This window comes from Novosphingobium sp. BL-S-34 (genome assembly GCF_056857015.1).
The window spans coordinates 86,950-103,596 of the sequence record NZ_JBXEPV010000003.1; the positions used below are offsets into that span (position 1 = coordinate 86,950).

A 16,647-nucleotide genomic window follows, 5' to 3' on the forward strand; every position below is an offset into this window, starting at 1 on the left:
AGGAAAACGACATGAGTGAGGGTATCGCAAACAAGGTCATTCTCATCACCGGTGGCAGCACCGGGATCGGCGCGGAGACCGCGCGCCTGCTCGCAAGCCGCGGCGCCAAGGTGGCGATCGCCGCGCGCCGCAAGGACAAGCTCGACACGGTGGTCGCCGAGATCGCGGCGCAAGGCGGCGAGGCCCGTGCCTACACGCTCGACGTCACCGACAAGGCGCAAGTGGCAACGGTCGTGGCAGATATCGTGGCCGATTTCGGCCGGCTGGACGTGCTTATCAACAATGCCGGGCTGATGCCGATCCGCCCCATGGCCGAGGCCAATACCGACGAGTGGGACGCGATGATCGACGTCAACCTCAAGGGCACGCTCTACGGAATCGCGGCGGCGCTTCCACGCTTCCTTGCCCAGAACAGCGGCCACATCATCAACCTGAGTTCGGTCGCGGGCATCAAGGTCTTCGCGCCGGGCGGCACGGTCTATTCCGGCACCAAGTTCGCGGTCAGCGCGATCACGGAAGGGCTTAGGCAGGAAGTGGGCGAAACGGTACGCGTCACCGCCATCGAGCCCGGCGCAGTGGAAAGCGACCTCAAACTCGGCACCTCGGGCACCGCGACCGATACGGTGATGGACTTTTACCGGCAGGCGATCCCAGCCAGTTCGGTCGCGCGCGCCATTGCTTATGCGATCGAGCAGCCCGCCGATGTTGGCATCAACGCTATCGTCATCCGCCCCACTCGCCAGAATTTCTGACAGCCCTCGCAGCCCTGCCCCCGTCCTCAGGAGCCCACGATGTCCGACACACTGACCAACGCCGCCCAGATCTTCGCATCCGAAGCCGTATCCCGCGACCCCGCCACAGAAGCGCTGATCGCGCGCTACCCCTATCAGAACCCTGATGAGGTCGAGGCCGTCCTCCAGGCCGGCGGCGCCGCTTATCGGCTGTGGCGGGATACCCCGATGAAGGAGCGCGTTGTCACCTATCACCGGCTTGCTGCGACGCTGCGCCAGCGCTCGGAGACGCTGGCCGCTCTCATCACGTCCGAAATGGGCAAGCCGATCGAAGCGGCCCGCGCGGAAGTCGAGAAGTGCGCTGCGACGATCGAATGGATCGCAGACAACGGCCCCGCCATCCTGGCCGATGAGCCCGTGTCAATCGAAGGAGGCGATCTGGTCCACATTTCCTACCTGCCGATCGGCACGATCCTGGCCGTCATGCCCTGGAATTTCCCGCTATGGCAGGTAATCCGGGCGTCCGGGCCGATTATGCTCTCGGGCAACGGCTTCCTCGTCAAACACGCGCCCAACGTGATGGGATCCGCCTTTGCCTTGGAGCAGGCCTATGAGGCGGCCGGCTTTCCGAAGGGGCTGTTCGCCCATCTCAGCACCGATAACGAGACGGTGGCTCGCGTGATCGAGGATCCGCGCATCGCAGCCGTCACGCTGACCGGCAGCATGCGGGCGGGCGCAGCCGTGGCCGCCACCGCCGCGAAGGCACTCAAGAAAAGCCTGCTCGAACTGGGCGGCAGCGACGCCTTCATCGTGCTGGCAGACGCGAACATCGATCTGGCGGTGGAGGCGGCGATCCAAGCCCGGTTCCAGAACACGGGTCAGGTCTGCCTCGCGGCCAAGCGCTTCATCCTGGAACGACCCATCGCCGAAGCCTTCACGGCGAAGTTCGTGGCAGCCGCGCGGGACCTGAAGATGGGCGATCCGCGCGATCCCGCCACGAAGATCGGCCCCATGGCGCGTAAGGATCTTCGCGCGGAACTTCACGGCCAGGTCCAGCGCACCCTTGCACAAGGCGCGACGCTTCTGCTGGGCGGGTACGAAGTCGAGGGAACGGGGAACTTCTACGCCCCGACCGTCCTCGCCGATGTAGCCCCCGGAATGGCAGCGTTCGACGAGGAGACGTTCGGCCCGGTCGCGGCGCTGACGATCGCCGATGATCTTGAGCATGCCATCCTGCTCGCCAACAGCAGCGACTATGGCCTGGGTGGCAATCTGTGGACCGCCGATGTCGCCAAGGCGCAGCGGATCGCCCGTCGGCTCGAAACCGGCGGCGTGTTCATCAACGGCTTCAGCGCTTCAAATGCCCGGATCCCGGTCGGCGGTGTCAAGAAAAGCGGATACGGACGCGAACTGTCGCAATTCGGCCTGCGCGAGTTCACGAACGCCCAAACCGTCTGGGCGAAAGCCCATCGCTGAGGATTGAAGCGTCCCGGGTTTTCCGGAGGCTCCGAACTGTGAGAAGGAGCATCCGGTATGAGCAAGATGGGAAACAGATCCCGCCTGAGTTCCATGACGGCGCGGTGCGAATGGTCGGTGCGGCGTCGTGGGACTTAGACGAGGTTCATTGCCGAGAGCGGAATGGCAACTTAACGCAGCATGCCGAACATGGGACTCTCGAATTCATTCTTCCCGAAACGAACATTGTTCAGCGTAAACTTCGTTCCAGTCATTTTTGAGACTGACCACCGTAATCCCGAACTCTTCCGCGCGATCGAGAGCCTCTGCTAAAGGGCTGACGGCAAATTCCCGATCGTAAGCAAACTCCCGCTCCCCATCGTCGTGGTGAAGCAGGAGAGCCAGTCGCAGGCCGCTTCCCGATAAGGTGTATCTAAGCATCGCGAGATCGCCGTCGGAGTTCCCAAATGCGAAGATAGGCCGGCGTCCTATATGAAGAGCGATGTTCTGCACTTTAGCTTCCCGGTCATCAAAGCTTTGCAGTTCAGCGAGTTTCAGCAAACTCACTTTCCCGTCGGAGACTTCCATTCGGGTCCTGACGCTGGAGCCAACAACCTGCGAGCGAGCGATCCCGTAGACCTCTTCAGAGAAAGCACGAATGAGGTCGATCCCCCCTCCTGACACGATAAAAACGCGGAAGCCATTCTGCCGTAGATATTCCATGAGCTCCAGCTGCGGGCGATACACCAGATCGACGAAGCGTTGCCCGTTTGCCGGATTGCGGGCGTGAACCAGCCAATCGCGCGCATGCGAATGGAAATCGTCTTCGGTCATGCCCGCGTGTGCGATTGACGCGACTTCAAAAAAGCCTTGCTTTCCAAGCTCCTTGATTGTGCCAATATCGTGTTCGAGGAACGCTTTGTATGGCTGGCGCGCTTTCAGGTCTGGATCTTCGTCCGCCATCTTTTGAAGCTGATCCCGCCCAAAAAAGAATTGGGTTTGAAGGGGCTGTTCGCACCACAGAGTGCCATCATTGTCGAACGTCGCGATCCGATCTTCCGGCGGGACAAATTCGCTTCCATCCGGGTTGGTCACGCATGCAATGAACTGAAGGATTGCAGTCTTCGCCGCTCCGTCAGCCCAAGTGGAAAGAGGAGTTGTCATTGGTTTTCTCCAGCCCCGGCTAAAGTGCTAACAGCGGCTGGGGCTAGCCTTGTGCAGCTTCCCCCCCCGCGGCGCCGGCGCCGGCCGAGAGTTTTGCCAAGGCGTCGTCGATAGTGAAGCTGTCAGGGTGTTGGGCGGGAGGGAACTCCGCGAAGGTCATCGCGAATTTCGCCGCAACGTCTTTGATATAGTACATGAAATAGACGTGACGAATGAACCATTCGTAGTAGGTGTTGGATGTCACATCCGCAAATTCAAACGGGTCCGTGCGCAAATTGTAGAGCTTCGGTACGCGCAGCTCGGTGAATGGCTCTGCCCAAAGCTGCATCGTACCCTTGCACCGCTGCTCGAGGAACACGGCCTTCCAATTGTGCGCACGCATGGCAACGATGTGGCCGTCGTCGTCGAAGTAGACGAAGTGCTGGCGTGGCGACTTTTCCTCTTCGCCGGTAAGGTAGGGCAGGAGATTATAACCGTCGAGATGTGCCTTGAACGTTTTTCCGTTGGCCTCAACGCCGCCTTCCTTGAGCTTTTCCTTGATATCAGGATCGCCTGCAGCAGCCAGGAAGGTGGGCAGCCAGTCGTTGTGGCCAACGATCTCGTTGGAAATCGTGCCGGCGGCGATCTTGCCGGGCCAGCGGATCAGTTTGGGAATTCGAAAGGCGCCTTCCCAGTTGGTATCCTTTTCCGACCGAAAGGGCGTCATGCCGCCGTCCGGCCAAGAGTTGCGATGGGGACCGTTGTCGGTCGAATACATGAGCAGCGTATCGTCAGCGAGACCGAGTTCATCGAGGAGGTCGAGCATCTGCCCAACGTTCTTGTCATGGTCGATCATGGTGTCGTGATAGGGCGACTGCCACAATCCCGCCTGGCCCAGGCTCTCCGGCTTAGTGTGCGTGTAGAGATGCATGTGGGTGGTGTTAAGCCAGACGAAGAATGGCTCGTCGGCCTCCTTGGCGGCGCGGATGAACGCGGAAGCCTTGTCGACGAAGTCGTCGTCGCAGGTTTCCATGCGCTTGATGTTCAGCGGGCCGGTATCCTCGATCTTCTGCTTGCCGACCCGGCCGAACCGCTCGTCCTCTGTGGGATCATCGATCTCGGTGGCGAAGGAATGCAGGACACCGCGCGGGCCGTACTTCTTGGCGAAGTTTGGGAACTGCTTGGGATCCGGATAATCGTACATCTCCGGCTCCTCCTCGGCGTTGAGGTGATAGAGGTTGCCGTAGAACTCGTCGAAGCCGTGGACTGTCGGCAGGTATTCGTTGCGGTCGCCGAGATGATTCTTCCCGAACTGGCCGGTGCGATAGCCATGGTTCTTGAGCAGTTCTGCAATGGTGGGGATTTCAGCCTTCATGCCTGCCTTGGCACCCGGGATGCCGACCTTGGTCAGGCCAGTGCGATAGCCGCACTGGCCGGTGATGAACGAGGCGCGGCCGGCTGTGCAGCTCTGCTCGCCGTAGCTGTCGGTAAAACGAATGCCCTCGTTGGCAATGCGGTCGATGTTGGGCGTGCGGTAGCCCATGACGCCGTCGCTATAACAGCTGAGATTGCTGATCCCGATGTCGTCACCCCAGATAACGAGGATATTGGGCTTTCCCTTGGGCATCTCGCAAATTCCATTCGAGTTGTGGCGCTCAATGGAAAGGTGCCCGCCTACCTCGGCTAAAAACATCAAGGAAACCCCTGATGCCCGGCAATGATAATCCTTACATCGATACTACCGGGCGCTGAAGCCCTGGTTGGTCGGCAAGGCAAGCGTATAATTCGGCCCAAGGGACGCTTGCGGTGCGCCGCCTGTCGACTGTTGTAATGTGTTGGAAGCTTAATGGCGACGCACAGCCCCACGTGGCTTCCGCAGCCTCCTATATGGCCGCAATCGACGGGACCTGACACTCAGCACGGCGGGCCGTAACGGCGACAATAGATCGATGGGAGCCGGCGCCGACCGGTCAGTGTCCCGAGGCTGCGCCGGAATGACGGCGCGGCCCTCCGGGGAACCCGTAACCACGCGCCGACCAGGCAATCACCAGCCCGCCGATCAACAGCGTAAGCATCGCCCAGGGGAAACTTGCAGCGCCCAAGTGATCAAGCAGCAATCCGCCCAGCACGCCGCCGCCGGCGATCGCCAGGTTCCATGTCACGACGTTCATAGACAGCGCGACATCGGCCTGATCGCCCGCGGTGTCGGCCAGCGCGGTCTGGAGCAGGGTCGCGGCGCCGCCAAAAGTCAGTCCCCAGATCGCAACCCCAGCGACAATGATGACTGGCTGCGGCGTCACCAGACCAAAAAGCAGCGCAATGATGGCAAAACCGGCCAGGCTGGCAAGCACGGTGGTGCGCAGATGACGATCGACCAGACGACCCGTCATCCAAATTCCTGCAAGGGCGGCGATGCCGAAGACCAGCAGCACGAGATCGACTCGTTCCGCCAAGCCCGCCGGTGCCACGAACGGCGCGACATAGGTATAGAGGATGTTGTGAGCCAGCATCCACGTCATCACTACGCCAAGGACGGGTCGGATGCCGGGCGCTGTAAATACCTTGCCGATCGAAAGGCGCGAGGATGCCTTCCGCCCGGGGTAGTTCGGCACCTTGAGCAAGACCCATCCGACGAGCAGGAGTGCCAGCAGCGACATGATGCCGAATGCCGCGCGCCAACCGACAGCGCCGCCAAGCCAGGTGCCGAGCGGGACGCCCAGCGAGAGAGCGATCGGCGTGCCGACCATCGCGATCGCCATCGCCTTCCCCTGCTGGCTTGGCTCAACCATCTGCCGGGCGAAGGCCGCGAGAAGACCCCAGCCAAGTCCCGCCGCGCAACCCGCAAGGAAACGGGCCGCCAGCGTTACGCGATAGTCCGAGGACCACGCGGTGATCCCGTTGAACAACAGGAAGCCGAAGACGGTCAGCAGCAGCACATGGCGACGGGGCCAGGCGCTGGTCAGGATCGTCAAAGGGATCACTGCCAGCACCGAACCAAGCGCGTAAGCCGTCACGAGTTGACCCGCCAGTGCGGACGAAAGTGCCAGGCTTGCGGAAATCTGCGGCAGGAGGCCGGCGGGTAAAGTCTCCGTCGCGATGCAGATGAAGCCTGTCATCGCCAGAGCCGACAGCGCGCCGACGGGAAGCCTTTCGTCAGCGCGGCTCGGTGAAACAGGCGGGTTATCAATGCTAGAAGCCATGGCCCAACTCGAATTATGGATGATTCGATCCAGAAATCATCGAAAGCGCGGCGCTTGTCAACGACTTCTGGATCGAGTAGTTCAGATCTCAGATTGGAGGAGAAACATGGCCCGCACGGGACGGCCCCGCAGCTTCGATCGTGATGCCGCCGTCACAATCGCCACGCATCTGTTCTGGCAACACGGTTATGAAGGCGTGTCGTTGGACCAGTTACGCACCGCGATGGGCGGCATCTCCTCAGCGAGCTTCTACGCCGCGTTCGGTTCGAAGGAGGCGCTCTATCGTGAGGCCCTGTCGGTTTATCTGGCCACCTACGGCCGGGTAACGGACGCGTTGCGCGACCAGACGCTGCCGCCGCGCGAGCGGATTGAGCATGCCTTGCGCCGCTCGGCCATGATGCAGACGACACCGGGTCATCCCACCGGCTGCATGGTCACGTTGTCGGCAACCATCGGTTCGGATCAGACGACCGCTCTGAAAGGACTGACGGCGGCGGAGCGCCAGGGCAATCGCGAAGCGATCGTTCTTTGCGTGACCAGCGCGATCGAGAACGGGACATTGCCGGCCGATGTGGACACAGTCGGCCTTGCCGCGATGTTCGACGGGCTCCTGCTCGGTATTTCCCTGCTCGCACGCGATGGAATGACAGGGGACGTACTCAATGGCGCAATCTCGAATGCGATGCGCGCATGGGACATGCTGGCTATCGCGCCGCGTTGACCGCCATATTACGCATGAGCATTCGCAGTGAGGTCAGCATGCTTGAGCATCCCGGGATAGCTCTTCCATAGCTGCCGATGGCATGGCGCCGTGGCAGATTACGTGAGGCTAGAGGATGCTTATGGCTCTGCAATAGGCATTCGTTTGGTTTGAGCGTGAGCCGACATTCTTCTCTACGCCGGAACGACGGGTCGTTGTCGCCGGCAGGGTGCCGCCAAGCCGGCTGAGATATTCTTGGCTCGTGCCGGTTCGGACCGCGCTGCGCAATTTTGGGTTAAGTTTTTATCGGGGAGAATCTGACTGATTCTCAGGTGTTACCCTAGTTTGCCTGGGTGTGCGGCCCTTCTAGCGTTGTGCTGAACGTGAAGGAGGTCACCCGTGCCCAGCGAAACAACCCCGGATATTCTCCCTCGACCTGATTTCCATTTCGCAGGGGAGGTTGGGCGAACGTTCAAGGATTCGGATCCCGCTACCTTCCCCCAGCCGGTGGAACCGCCGAAGGGTGCGCCGAACATCGTACTGATCCTGCTGGACGATGTGGGTTTCGGCCAGTTCGCCACATTCGGCGGCGGCGTGCCTTCGCCCACGATGGACCGCCTGGCGGAAGAAGGCCTGCGCTACAACTATTTCCACACCACCGCACTGTGCAGCCCCACGCGCGCGGCGCTGATTACCGGGCGCAATCACCATTCCGCCTCCTTCGCGGGCATCACAGAATTGGCGACCGGCTATGACGGCTATTGCTGCATCCTGCCCCGCAACTGCGGCACTGTGGGCGAAGTGCTTCGCCAGAGCGGCTACATGACCGCGTGGGTCGGCAAGAACCATAACACACCTACCTGGGAAACCAGTGCGGCCGGGCCGTTTGATCGCTGGGCTAATGGGCTGGGGTTCGATTACTTCTACGGCTTCAACGCCGGCGACATGAACCACTGGAACCCCATACTTTACGAGAACAAGAACCTTGTCCCTGCATCGGACGATCCGAACTATCACTTGACCGAGGATCTGGCGGATCGCGCGATCACCTGGGTGCGGCAGGTGAAGAGCATTGCACCGGACAAGCCCTATTTTCTCTATGTCGCGCCGGGCGCCACCCATGCGCCTCATCAGGCGCCGAAAGAGTGGATCGACCAGTTCAAGGGCAAGTTCGACATGGGCTGGGATGTCTATCGCGAACAAACGCTGGAACGGCAGAAGAAGCTGGGCGTCATACCCGCCGATACCGAACTGACCGTGCGTTCCAAGGGGCTGCCGGCCTGGGATAGTTTGAACGACGACCAGAAGCGGCTTTATGCGCGAATGATGGAAGTCTTCGCCGGGTACGGTGCGCAAGTGGACTCGGCAATGGGCCGGGTGATCGATGCGGTGAAGGCGATGCCAGATGCCGACAACACGATCATCATCTACATCGCCGGCGACAACGGATCGAGCGCCGAAGGCGGCCTGGAAGGCTCTCTATGCGAGAATATGTTCTTCAACGGCTTCCCGGAGAAGTGGGAGGACAATATCAAAGCCATCGACGAACTCGGTGGGCCAAAGCATTTCAACCACTTCCCTTCGTCCTGGGCGCACGCGATGAATACGCCGTTCCAGTGGACGAAGCAGGTGGCAAGCCATTTCGGCGGCACGCGCAACCCGATGATCATCTCGTGGCCGGACCGCATCAAGGACAGGGGCGGCTTACGCGATCAGTTCATCCACACGATCGACATCGTGCCGACGCTCTACGAGATCTGCGGCGTAACCGCGCCTCGCGAGCTGAACGGCGTCCAGCAGAAGCCGATCGAGGGCGTGAGCTTCGCGGCGACGTTCGATGACGGCACCGCCGAAAGCAAGCGCAAGACACAGTACTTCGAACTGGGCGTCAACCGCGGGCTCTATCACGAAGGGTGGATGGCTTCCGCTCCGTCGTTCATCCCTTGGGAACCCAACCGTGACGAGGACTGGAGCCCGGACAATCAGGTCTGGGAACTCTACAAGCTGGATGAGGATTTTTCTCAGGCGAAGGACTTGGCCGACCGGCACCCCGACAAACTGCGCGAGTTGCAGGACCTCTGGTGGGTGGAAGCGGCCAAGTACAACGTGCTGCCGCTAGACTGGCGCGGCACGATCCGCATGAATTCCGAACTGATGGGCCGACCCAACATGGTGGGCGATCGGACCAAGGCGATCTACTACGAAGGACAAGTGGCGCTGCCCGATGCGGCGTGCCTGCACATGCTCAACAAGAGTTGGACGATCACGGCGGAGATAGAACTGCCCGACGACAAGGCGGAGGGCATGATCGTGACCCACGGCGGACTAGAGGGCGGCTATGGCCTCTATCTGCGAGGGGGAAAGCCCGTCTTTGTCTACAATTTCCTCTCGGTGGACCGTTCAACTTTTACGGCGGAAGCAGCACTGCCAAAGGGCAGAGCGACCCTCGTGGTCGATTTCAAGTACGACGGCGGCGGCATGGGCAAGGGAGGCACTGTTACCCTTTCTGCAAATGGCGCGAAAGTTGCCGAAGGACGTCTTGAAAAGACGGTACCTATCCAGTTCTCGCTGGGCGAAGGGCTGGACATCGGCATGGATACCGGCTCGCCCATCGACTTCACCTATAAAATGCCGTTCCGGTTCACTGGAAGGGTGCAGCAGGTCGAGATCGAAGTGAAACCCGGAGCTTAGGCCGCCGTCGCGTTCGCGAAAAGCCACATCACCTTGCCACAGAGCATCTTCCTTCAAGGGGCTAATCATGCCGATCAGACTTCCCGCGCTTAGCCTTACCCCGCCTGCAGGCCCCATCGTCGGCACCAAGCTTCCCAAGCCCTATGTTGAGGCGTTGGCGAAGCTGGCGTTCATCTGGGCCTGGCCCATGGTCAACATCCACAACCGGCATCTCGTCTTCTCCAAAGTGCCGGAATGCGGCCTTGGTGACGGTGTGCTCCCGGTTGCGCCGCTCAATCGGCTAACCATGCTTACCGACTACATCAAGCCGGAGGAGCGGGCCGTCGCCACGCCCAACCAGGATGTCGCCTATGGCTTCGGCATATTTTCGCTGGAGCAGGATGCGGTCGTCTTCCAGGTGCCCGATTTCGGTGACCGTTTCTGGGTCTATCAGCTCGGTGACCAGAGGACGGATACACTGGGCGGCGCCGGCAAGATGTACGGCACCCGGCCCGGCTTCTATCTCGTTGCCGGACCCGACTGGGCGGGTGACGTGCCGCAAGGGATCGCCGGGATCTATCGGTCGCCGACCAATATTGCTTACATCATCCCGCGCTGCTTCCTTGACGATACCGATGCCGATCGTGCTGCTATTCGGCCGATCGTAAGTCAGGTGATGGCCTACCCGCTCAGTGAATACGACGGGCGATTCAAGACCAAGGACTGGACTGCAATCCCGGTCCTCGCAGACCCTGCCGGCGGCAGCCAGGGCAGCGGTGGCGAAACGCAATGGGTGCGAGCCGAAAGCTTCTTCGAAGAACTGCCAGCCATACTGGAGGAGGTGCCCCCGCAACCGGGGGAAGAGGCACTTTATGCCTGGTTCGGCTCGCTGCTCGCTGCTGCCAAGGCGGATGCCGCCATTGCCACCGTGATCCGGCAAGTCGCCGTAGACAGCGATGCGGAGATCATGAAGGTGATCCACAGCTACGATTACGCCGGCGTTCCCGTCGGCAATGGCTGGGTTGCACCGATGAACGGAGCCGAATTCGGCACCGATTACTTCAGCCGGGCGGCGGCGGCCAAAGCGAACATATTCGTAAATCCACGGCGTGAATCGGCCTATTTCTCTCAAGAACACGACAACGAGGGCAATCGCTTCGACGGTGGCTCCGCCTACACCCTTACCTTCCCGAAGGGGCAACTGCCGCCAGTGGACGGTTTCTGGTCACTTACCCTTTATGACGAAGCACACTTCTTCGCCCCGAACGCGATCAATCGCTACTCGCTCGGCACTAAGAACAAAGATTTGAAGCACAACGACGATGGGTCGTTGACTATTCATGTTCAGCATGTGCGCCCAATAGAGGACAAAGTATCTAACTGGCTTCCGGCTCCCGAAGGCCCATTTGAACTTTTCCTCCGCGCCTATTGGCCCAGTGTCGCGATACTGGACGATAGCTGGTCGGTGCCGTCCGTACTGAAGGTTGACTGATTTAGCTGTGATGCAATAAAGCGCCGATCCGCAAAGGCTGCTCCAACACGTCAGATCGCGTTCTGGTAACTATGCGGTGGACATCGCTAAGCGCACGCTTTCGTCGAGTGATGAGGCAGGTCAGGGCAAACCTGAACGGCATTTATGCCAAGCCTGCATGCTGCAGCCGTCGTTTCCGAAGGGCCATGAGGTCGTCACCGCTTCACCGAGCACCGGAATCGATGCGCTAACCGGCGCCTGGCTGGCACAAGCGCTGACGGATGCCGCGGTCGTGGTCGATGTCAGCAATGCCCCCTCGTTCGCGGACGCGGCCGCTATCGCTTTCTTGCGCGGCACGACAACCAACTTGCTGGAAGCAGCACGCGACGCAGGCGTGCACCACGTCGTCGCACTTTCGGTGGTGGGGACCGATCGCCTTCAAGCCTCGGGTTATTCTCGCGCCAAGCTGACACTGGAGCAATTTATCGCCGCCGGCGGCATACCCTACGCGATCGTGCGCGCCACGCACTTCTTTGAATTCCTGTTCACCATCGCGGAGGGCTATACGCGGGGCGATACTGCATACCTGCCGGGCATCTCGCTCCAGCCGGTCGCCGCAGCCGATGTCTCGGCGCTGCTTGCCCAGATAACCACCGGCTGCCCCGGCCGGTGGCATCATCGAAGTGGCAGGACCGAAGCGCGGACAGTTGGCCGAGTTGACCGCCAGCTGGCTCGGGGCACGCGGCGATCCGCGCCGGATCAGCGTTACCGCCGAACGCGACTATTTCGGCGCGCCCGCCGACGACCGGACGCTGGTCCTAGGCGACAATCGACAAATTGCGCCCACGCGCTTCGATAAGTGGCTTGCCGCTCAGTCGTAAGAGGGCACAGCACGAGCCGGAATCTTCCGCTCGCGCTGGCCGCAGTGCTGGGTCTCGCGTCCGCTGTGAAAGGCCTTTCATGCTGATCTCACCAGCGAACTGGTATTTTGCTGTGCCCGGCGTGACCACCACCTGCCCGTTCAACCTGCGTTTCATCCGTGACATGGGTTCGATTTTCCTGCTTGTAGCGATCGCAATTCTCATTGGTGTCGCGCGACCGGCATCGCGCGTTCCCCTATGGTGCGCCGCCGCTCTCTGGCTGGCCGGCATGCATTGGTCCATTTCTGGGTGGCGGCGGCCGGCATATGTGAAAAAGGTGCGCTGTCCCGGAATTTTCCTGCTGTGTCCTTACCGGCTATATTGACGGCCGCTCTTTCCATGCATGGGCGCGGCCGCATGGGTATCGAAGCCTATTATACCGGTCGCCAGTCGCTGGACGACAATCCCTATCTTATCCGCAGCCGAGCTTATGTCCAGCTTGGTGCCATGGGCGAACTCGTCCTTGGCAAGGTCAGCTTGTTCGTGAACGCGGAGAACCTGCTCAATGTCCGGCAGACCCATCACCATCCTCTACTTCTCCGTAGTCGCGCGCCGACAGGTGCGTGGATGGTCGCTGCTCGGGCGCCGACTGACGGCTTCGTTCTCAATGGGGGCGTACGGTTCCGGTTTGGCGGGGAGTAGCATGACTGTGGTCAAGGCTTTTTAACTCCAGCCATGCCTGGCGAATGATCTGCCAACCGCCCGAGACGCCAAGACCGGCCAGCACTGCCGCGACGGCGATGTCGGGCCAAGCCGTTCCGGTGCCGAAGACGCCCAGTGCAGCCGCAACCACTGCAATGTTGCCGATCGCGTCGTTGCGCGAGCATATCCAGACCGATCTGCGGTTGGCGTCGCCTTCCCGGTGCCGCCACAGCATGACGGCGCAGATCAGGTTGGCGACGAGCGCGACAACGCCGATGATGCCCATGGTCTCGGCCGTAGGCAGCGTTCCGTGTGCTGCCATCCACGCCGTGCTGGCGATGATCCAGATGCCCAGAAACAGTAACGACAAGCCTTTGGCGAGCGCTGCGCGGGCGCGCCAGCGCAGCGCAAGTCCGGCGACACCGAGGCTGATGGCATAGTTGGCCGCGTCGCCCAAAAAATCGAGCGCGTCAGCCTTGAGCGATGCTGACCCAGCCGTGACGCCAGCGACGATTTCGACGCCAAACATGCCAACGTTGATGATCAGCGCGATCCACAGGGCCCGTCGCCAGACGCGATCGTCTGTCTGTCCGCCATTTTCTGATGTTCCGCTGCAGCAGCCGCCAGCCATGTGCCATCTCCTTTTCTTCTCGATGACAGGCTATATGAGGCCTGTAGCAACTACAGGGTCAAGAGCATGGCGTTGACGATCGGGGAAATGGGCAAGGCGACCAACACGAAGATCGAGACGATCCGCTATTATGAGAAGATCGGCCTGCTACCTAAGCCCTCCCGCACGTCGAGCAACTACCGGGACTATGGGCAGGCTGAACTTGGCCGCCTGTCTTTCATACGACGATCCCGTGACCTCGGCTTTTCACTGGATAAAGTGCGCGCGCTCCTTGGCCTTTCCGACGAAAAAAGCTGCAACTGCGCTGGAATCGACCGGATTGCCAGCCAGCACCTGCTGGAGGTGGATCGCAAGATTGCGGACCTCCGTGCCCTGCGGCGCGAGCTGAAGGCAGTGATCGATTCCTGCGATGGCGGCACTGTCGCTGAATGCCGGATCATTGAAGCTTTGGGGCCAGTCGCATCTACATAATTGTAGGTTTTCGCGCCAAAAGCTGAGGCCATCGCCCGGATTGCCACGTCCGGAGTTGGTCGGGCACTGTCAGCCGCCAAGCGCCCAGATCGGGCGCTTGGCGATAATTTTGATCAGATGGCAATTCCCGCGACTTCGCATGCGAGCGGTTCCAATTCCGCCATGGCGGTCTGATCGAGCGTCAGAGACGCGGCCGCCACGTTCTCCTGCAGGCGCCTGGGGCTCCGCGTTCCGGGTATTGGCGAGACAGCGGCCCCAAGTTCACCGGCCTTGGCATAAAGCCAGGCGATCGCGAGCTGCGCCGAAGTGACGCCCTGCCCTGCGGCGATCCCTTCGATCTTGGCGACAAGGCGCATGTTCGCCTCCCGATTCTCTGCGGAGAAGCGCGGGAAGTAGGAGCGTGCATCTCCTGCGCTCAGGTTTTCGGCAAGGGTCTGGCCGGTGAGCATTCCTCGTCCGAGCGGCGAATAGGGTACGAGCGTGATCCCAAGATTTACAGCCGCAGGCACGATTTCTGCCTCGATATCGCGGGTGAAGATCGACCATTCCGACTGAAGCGCGGCGATTGGGTGAACGGCGTGCGCCTCGCGCAGCTCTTGCGCGCCGACTGCGGAAAGACCCAAGGCACGCACTTTGCCCTCCGCAACGAGGTCCGCCATTGCTCCGATCGATTCCGCGAGCGGCACATCGGTGCTGCGGCGATGCATGTAGTAGAGATCGATGACCTCGATGCCGAGGCGTTGGAGCGAGTTCTCGGCTGCTTGGCGGATGAATTCCGGGCGATTGTCGAGGCTCCAGTTATCCGGCCTCTCAGGCGTCCGGGCATAGCCGAACTTAGTCGCGATCACCGCCCGCCCCCGGTTTGCCTGAATGAAGGACGCCAGGAAGCGCTCGTTCTCACCCATACCGTAGACGTCTGCGGTGTCGAACATCGTGACGCCCAGTTCGAGCGCCAGCTCCAGTGTGGCAAGGGATTCGGTTTCATCGGTATCGCCGTAGAATTCGCTCATGCCCATGCAGCCCAGGCCCTGGATGCCGATGGCGGGACCGCCGCAACCGAGCGGGATCTGCGGAAGACGATTTATGCCAGTCATTGAAGAACTCCAGATATTGACAGGCAGGACCTATAAGTGTGGAGTATGGTCAATGGTCAAGACACCTTCATGCTGATTTCGCAGTTCGCCAGGACGGCCGGACTATCGGTCGACACGGTGCGGTTCTACATCGCCAAAGGTCTCCTGAAGCCCGAGCGCAGTGCGAAGAAGGGCGGCGCCAATCCCTATCAGGTGTTTAGCGCGGACGACGTTACCGCTGCACAGATGATCCGGCTTCAACAGTCGCTGGGATACTCACTCGCGGAGATCGGCGCGCTGGCAGAGGAATACCGCCGGGGCGCCGGCTCGCCGGAGCGGACCGGGGAAGTCCTGCGCAAGCAGATCGTCAGGCTTGAGGAACGCCAGCGCGAACTCGATGCCGCATTGGCGTTCCTCAAGGGCAAACTGGCATGGGTGGAAGCGGGCCAGCCCGGCACAGCCCCCCAGCCCAACACCTACCTTTGCTGATCCCCGCCGGCGGAAGCGAGGCGCTTGAGTTCCGCCATGCCTTCGTCGACCGAAACCACAGGGGTATATCCGAGATCGCGCTTGGCCTTGGTGATGTCGAGCGTCACCTCGACGGCCATCGTCGCCAGATCCTGCCGTGTCACAGGCGGCTTGATACGGCCCCCGGAAAGCCGTGCCGCGAACTCGCCCACACGGGCTACGGTGCCGACCAGCCAGGACGGCACTACCTTTTCGGGGGGATCGATCCCCTGCGTTTCCAGCAAGCGGGAGACAAAGCTGCGGAATGTCGTGGGTTCTCCATCGGTGATGAAGTAAGCCTCGCCCGCCCGGCCCTTCAGCAGCGCCAGTTCGATGCCATGGCAGGCATTGGCGACATGCGTGGCTGACGTCAGGTATTCGCCGCCGTTGATCCAGGCCATCTGCCCCGAACGAGCGGCTTGTGTCAGGATCGGCAAGGCGGTCGTGTCGTCGCGCCCCCAGACGAAGCGCGGCCGCACGATGACAGCCTCGAAGCCATTACCGCTCTGCGCCCGTACGATCCGCTCCGCTTCGGCCTTGGTACGCGAGTAGGCCCCGGGAAAGCGCGAAGGCACCGCCAGGTTCTCATCGACGTTGATCAGCGCCCGGCCGCCCAGAAGAACCGATTCCGTGCTGACATGCACTGCCCGCCGCACACCTGCCTGCCGGGCCATGGCAAATATGGCCCGGGTTCCCTCAACATTGACCTGGACATGCTCGGGCGTCTCTGGACCGTGGCTCGTATGGGCCGCAGCGTGGACCAGCGAGCGGCATCCTTTCATCGCCTCGGTCACGGCCGGGCTGGAAAGCTGGGCGACAATGGGCCTTGCGCCGAGCGCGCGGACCACATCGGCGGACTGCTGCGAGCGAACGAGGGCGACAACCTTGAAGCCCTTGGCGACGAAATGGCGGGTCAGGTTCCGCCCGAGATAGCCGTTGCCCCCGGTCACAAAGAGCGGGGACAGCAGTTCTGGATCGGAGGCGCGATCACCTCCGATGGCTTGAAAGTCTTTCATGGAATTTTCTGCCTTGT

General features: G+C 61.2%; 16 protein-coding genes. 10 read left to right on the forward strand and 6 right to left on the reverse strand.

What is annotated here, in order from left to right; genetic code table 11:
- Positions 1–11: 11 nt before the first annotated feature.
- Together AC1VV3_RS23235 and AC1VV3_RS23240 are read left to right on the forward strand one after the other, a co-directional pair.
- Positions 12–752, forward strand: coding sequence for an SDR family oxidoreductase (locus AC1VV3_RS23235; protein WP_482963420.1), 741 nt, complete (start codon positions 12–14; stop codon positions 750–752).
- A gap of 39 nt (positions 753–791) precedes the next feature.
- Positions 792–2,207, forward strand: coding sequence for an NAD-dependent succinate-semialdehyde dehydrogenase (locus tag AC1VV3_RS23240; RefSeq protein ID WP_482963421.1), 1,416 nt, complete (start codon positions 792–794; stop codon positions 2,205–2,207).
- A gap of 204 nt (positions 2,208–2,411) precedes the next feature.
- On the opposite strand, the gene AC1VV3_RS23245 is transcribed toward AC1VV3_RS23240, so the two are convergent.
- The 3 genes from AC1VV3_RS23245 to AC1VV3_RS23255 all read right to left on the reverse strand — a co-directional run bounded on the left by AC1VV3_RS23245 (position 2,412) and on the right by AC1VV3_RS23255 (position 6,529).
- Positions 2,412–3,350, reverse strand: coding sequence for an HAD family hydrolase (locus AC1VV3_RS23245; protein WP_482963422.1), 939 nt, complete (start codon positions 3,348–3,350; stop codon positions 2,412–2,414).
- A 43-nt stretch (positions 3,351–3,393) separates the two neighbouring features.
- Positions 3,394–4,956, reverse strand: a complete 1,563-nt coding sequence (locus AC1VV3_RS23250; RefSeq protein WP_465128792.1) for an arylsulfatase — start codon at positions 4,954–4,956, stop codon at positions 3,394–3,396.
- A gap of 343 nt (positions 4,957–5,299) precedes the next feature.
- On the reverse strand, positions 5,300–6,529 hold the full coding sequence (locus AC1VV3_RS23255; protein WP_482963423.1) for an MFS transporter: 1,230 nt from the start codon (positions 6,527–6,529) through the stop codon (positions 5,300–5,302).
- 106 nt (positions 6,530–6,635) lie between these two features.
- On the opposite strand from AC1VV3_RS23255, the gene AC1VV3_RS23260 reads away from it, so the two are divergent.
- The 6 genes from AC1VV3_RS23260 (at position 6,636) to AC1VV3_RS23285 (ending at position 12,932) form a co-directional block, all read left to right on the forward strand.
- Complete coding sequence (locus AC1VV3_RS23260) at positions 6,636–7,250, forward strand: TetR/AcrR family transcriptional regulator (RefSeq protein ID WP_482963424.1); 615 nt, start codon at positions 6,636–6,638, stop codon at positions 7,248–7,250.
- A 486-nt stretch (positions 7,251–7,736) separates the two neighbouring features.
- Complete coding sequence (locus AC1VV3_RS23265) at positions 7,737–9,920, forward strand: arylsulfatase (RefSeq protein ID WP_465128789.1); 2,184 nt, start codon at positions 7,737–7,739, stop codon at positions 9,918–9,920.
- 67 nt (positions 9,921–9,987) lie between these two features.
- Entirely contained in the window at positions 9,988–11,391 is a 1,404-nt protein-coding gene (locus AC1VV3_RS23270; protein ID WP_465128788.1) for a DUF1254 domain-containing protein, read from the forward strand.
- Between the two features lie 76 nt (positions 11,392–11,467).
- Positions 11,468–12,229: an SDR family oxidoreductase gene (locus tag AC1VV3_RS23275; protein WP_482963425.1), complete on the forward strand. Its 762-nt coding sequence runs from the start codon at positions 11,468–11,470 to the stop codon at positions 12,227–12,229.
- 101 nt (positions 12,230–12,330) lie between these two features.
- On the forward strand, positions 12,331–12,615 hold the full coding sequence (locus AC1VV3_RS23280) for a hypothetical protein (protein ID WP_482963426.1): 285 nt from the start codon (positions 12,331–12,333) through the stop codon (positions 12,613–12,615).
- 32 nt (positions 12,616–12,647) lie between these two features.
- Positions 12,648–12,932 (forward strand): hypothetical protein, encoded by a 285-nt coding sequence (locus AC1VV3_RS23285; protein ID WP_482963427.1) that lies wholly within the window; start codon positions 12,648–12,650, stop codon positions 12,930–12,932.
- Here AC1VV3_RS23285 and AC1VV3_RS23290 read toward each other — a convergent pair.
- Positions 12,895–13,563, reverse strand: coding sequence for a cation efflux transmembrane domain-containing protein (locus AC1VV3_RS23290; protein WP_482963428.1), 669 nt, complete (start codon positions 13,561–13,563; stop codon positions 12,895–12,897). The two genes, AC1VV3_RS23285 and AC1VV3_RS23290, sit on opposite strands and share 38 nt — an antisense overlap.
- 66 nt (positions 13,564–13,629) lie before the next feature.
- Between AC1VV3_RS23290 and AC1VV3_RS23295 the strand changes: the two genes are divergently transcribed.
- Positions 13,630–14,034: a MerR family transcriptional regulator gene (locus tag AC1VV3_RS23295; RefSeq protein ID WP_482963429.1), complete on the forward strand. Its 405-nt coding sequence runs from the start codon at positions 13,630–13,632 to the stop codon at positions 14,032–14,034.
- Between the two features lie 113 nt (positions 14,035–14,147).
- On the opposite strand, the gene AC1VV3_RS23300 is transcribed toward AC1VV3_RS23295, so the two are convergent.
- Positions 14,148–15,128, reverse strand: a complete 981-nt coding sequence (locus AC1VV3_RS23300; RefSeq protein ID WP_465128782.1) for an aldo/keto reductase — start codon at positions 15,126–15,128, stop codon at positions 14,148–14,150.
- Positions 15,129–15,197: 69 nt separating this feature from the next.
- On the opposite strand from AC1VV3_RS23300, the gene AC1VV3_RS23305 reads away from it, so the two are divergent.
- Entirely contained in the window at positions 15,198–15,596 is a 399-nt protein-coding gene (locus tag AC1VV3_RS23305; protein WP_465128781.1) for a MerR family transcriptional regulator, read from the forward strand.
- Here AC1VV3_RS23305 and AC1VV3_RS23310 read toward each other — a convergent pair.
- The gene (locus AC1VV3_RS23310; protein ID WP_465128780.1) at positions 15,584–16,630 is read right to left on the reverse strand and encodes an NAD-dependent epimerase/dehydratase family protein; all 1,047 of its coding nucleotides are present in this window, start codon (positions 16,628–16,630) and stop codon (positions 15,584–15,586) included. The genes AC1VV3_RS23305 and AC1VV3_RS23310 overlap by 13 nt on opposite strands.
- Positions 16,631–16,647: the final 17 nt, after the last annotated feature.

Excerpts from the sequence above, each read along its gene's own strand:
- AC1VV3_RS23310 (WP_465128780.1), bottom strand. The coding sequence starts at position 16,630 with ATGAAAGACTTTCAAGCCATCGGAGGTGATCGCGCCTCCGATCCAGAA.
- AC1VV3_RS23260 (WP_482963424.1), top strand. The coding sequence starts at position 6,636 with ATGGCCCGCACGGGACGGCCCCGCAGCTTCGATCGTGATGCCGCCGTC.
- AC1VV3_RS23235 (WP_482963420.1), top strand. The coding sequence starts at position 12 with ATGAGTGAGGGTATCGCAAACAAGGTCATTCTCATCACCGGTGGCAGC.
- AC1VV3_RS23245 (WP_482963422.1), bottom strand. The coding sequence starts at position 3,350 with ATGACAACTCCTCTTTCCACTTGGGCTGACGGAGCGGCGAAGACTGCA.
- AC1VV3_RS23280 (WP_482963426.1), top strand. The coding sequence starts at position 12,331 with ATGCTGATCTCACCAGCGAACTGGTATTTTGCTGTGCCCGGCGTGACC.
- AC1VV3_RS23285 (WP_482963427.1), top strand. The coding sequence starts at position 12,648 with ATGGGTATCGAAGCCTATTATACCGGTCGCCAGTCGCTGGACGACAAT.
- AC1VV3_RS23240 (WP_482963421.1), top strand. The coding sequence starts at position 792 with ATGTCCGACACACTGACCAACGCCGCCCAGATCTTCGCATCCGAAGCC.
- AC1VV3_RS23270 (WP_465128788.1), top strand. The coding sequence starts at position 9,988 with ATGCCGATCAGACTTCCCGCGCTTAGCCTTACCCCGCCTGCAGGCCCC.
- AC1VV3_RS23255 (WP_482963423.1), bottom strand. The coding sequence starts at position 6,529 with ATGGCTTCTAGCATTGATAACCCGCCTGTTTCACCGAGCCGCGCTGAC.
- AC1VV3_RS23250 (WP_465128792.1), bottom strand. The coding sequence starts at position 4,956 with ATGCCCAAGGGAAAGCCCAATATCCTCGTTATCTGGGGTGACGACATC.
- AC1VV3_RS23295 (WP_482963429.1), top strand. The coding sequence starts at position 13,630 with ATGGCGTTGACGATCGGGGAAATGGGCAAGGCGACCAACACGAAGATC.
- AC1VV3_RS23300 (WP_465128782.1), bottom strand. The coding sequence starts at position 15,128 with ATGACTGGCATAAATCGTCTTCCGCAGATCCCGCTCGGTTGCGGCGGT.
- AC1VV3_RS23305 (WP_465128781.1), top strand. The coding sequence starts at position 15,198 with ATGCTGATTTCGCAGTTCGCCAGGACGGCCGGACTATCGGTCGACACG.
- AC1VV3_RS23290 (WP_482963428.1), bottom strand. The coding sequence starts at position 13,563 with ATGGCTGGCGGCTGCTGCAGCGGAACATCAGAAAATGGCGGACAGACA.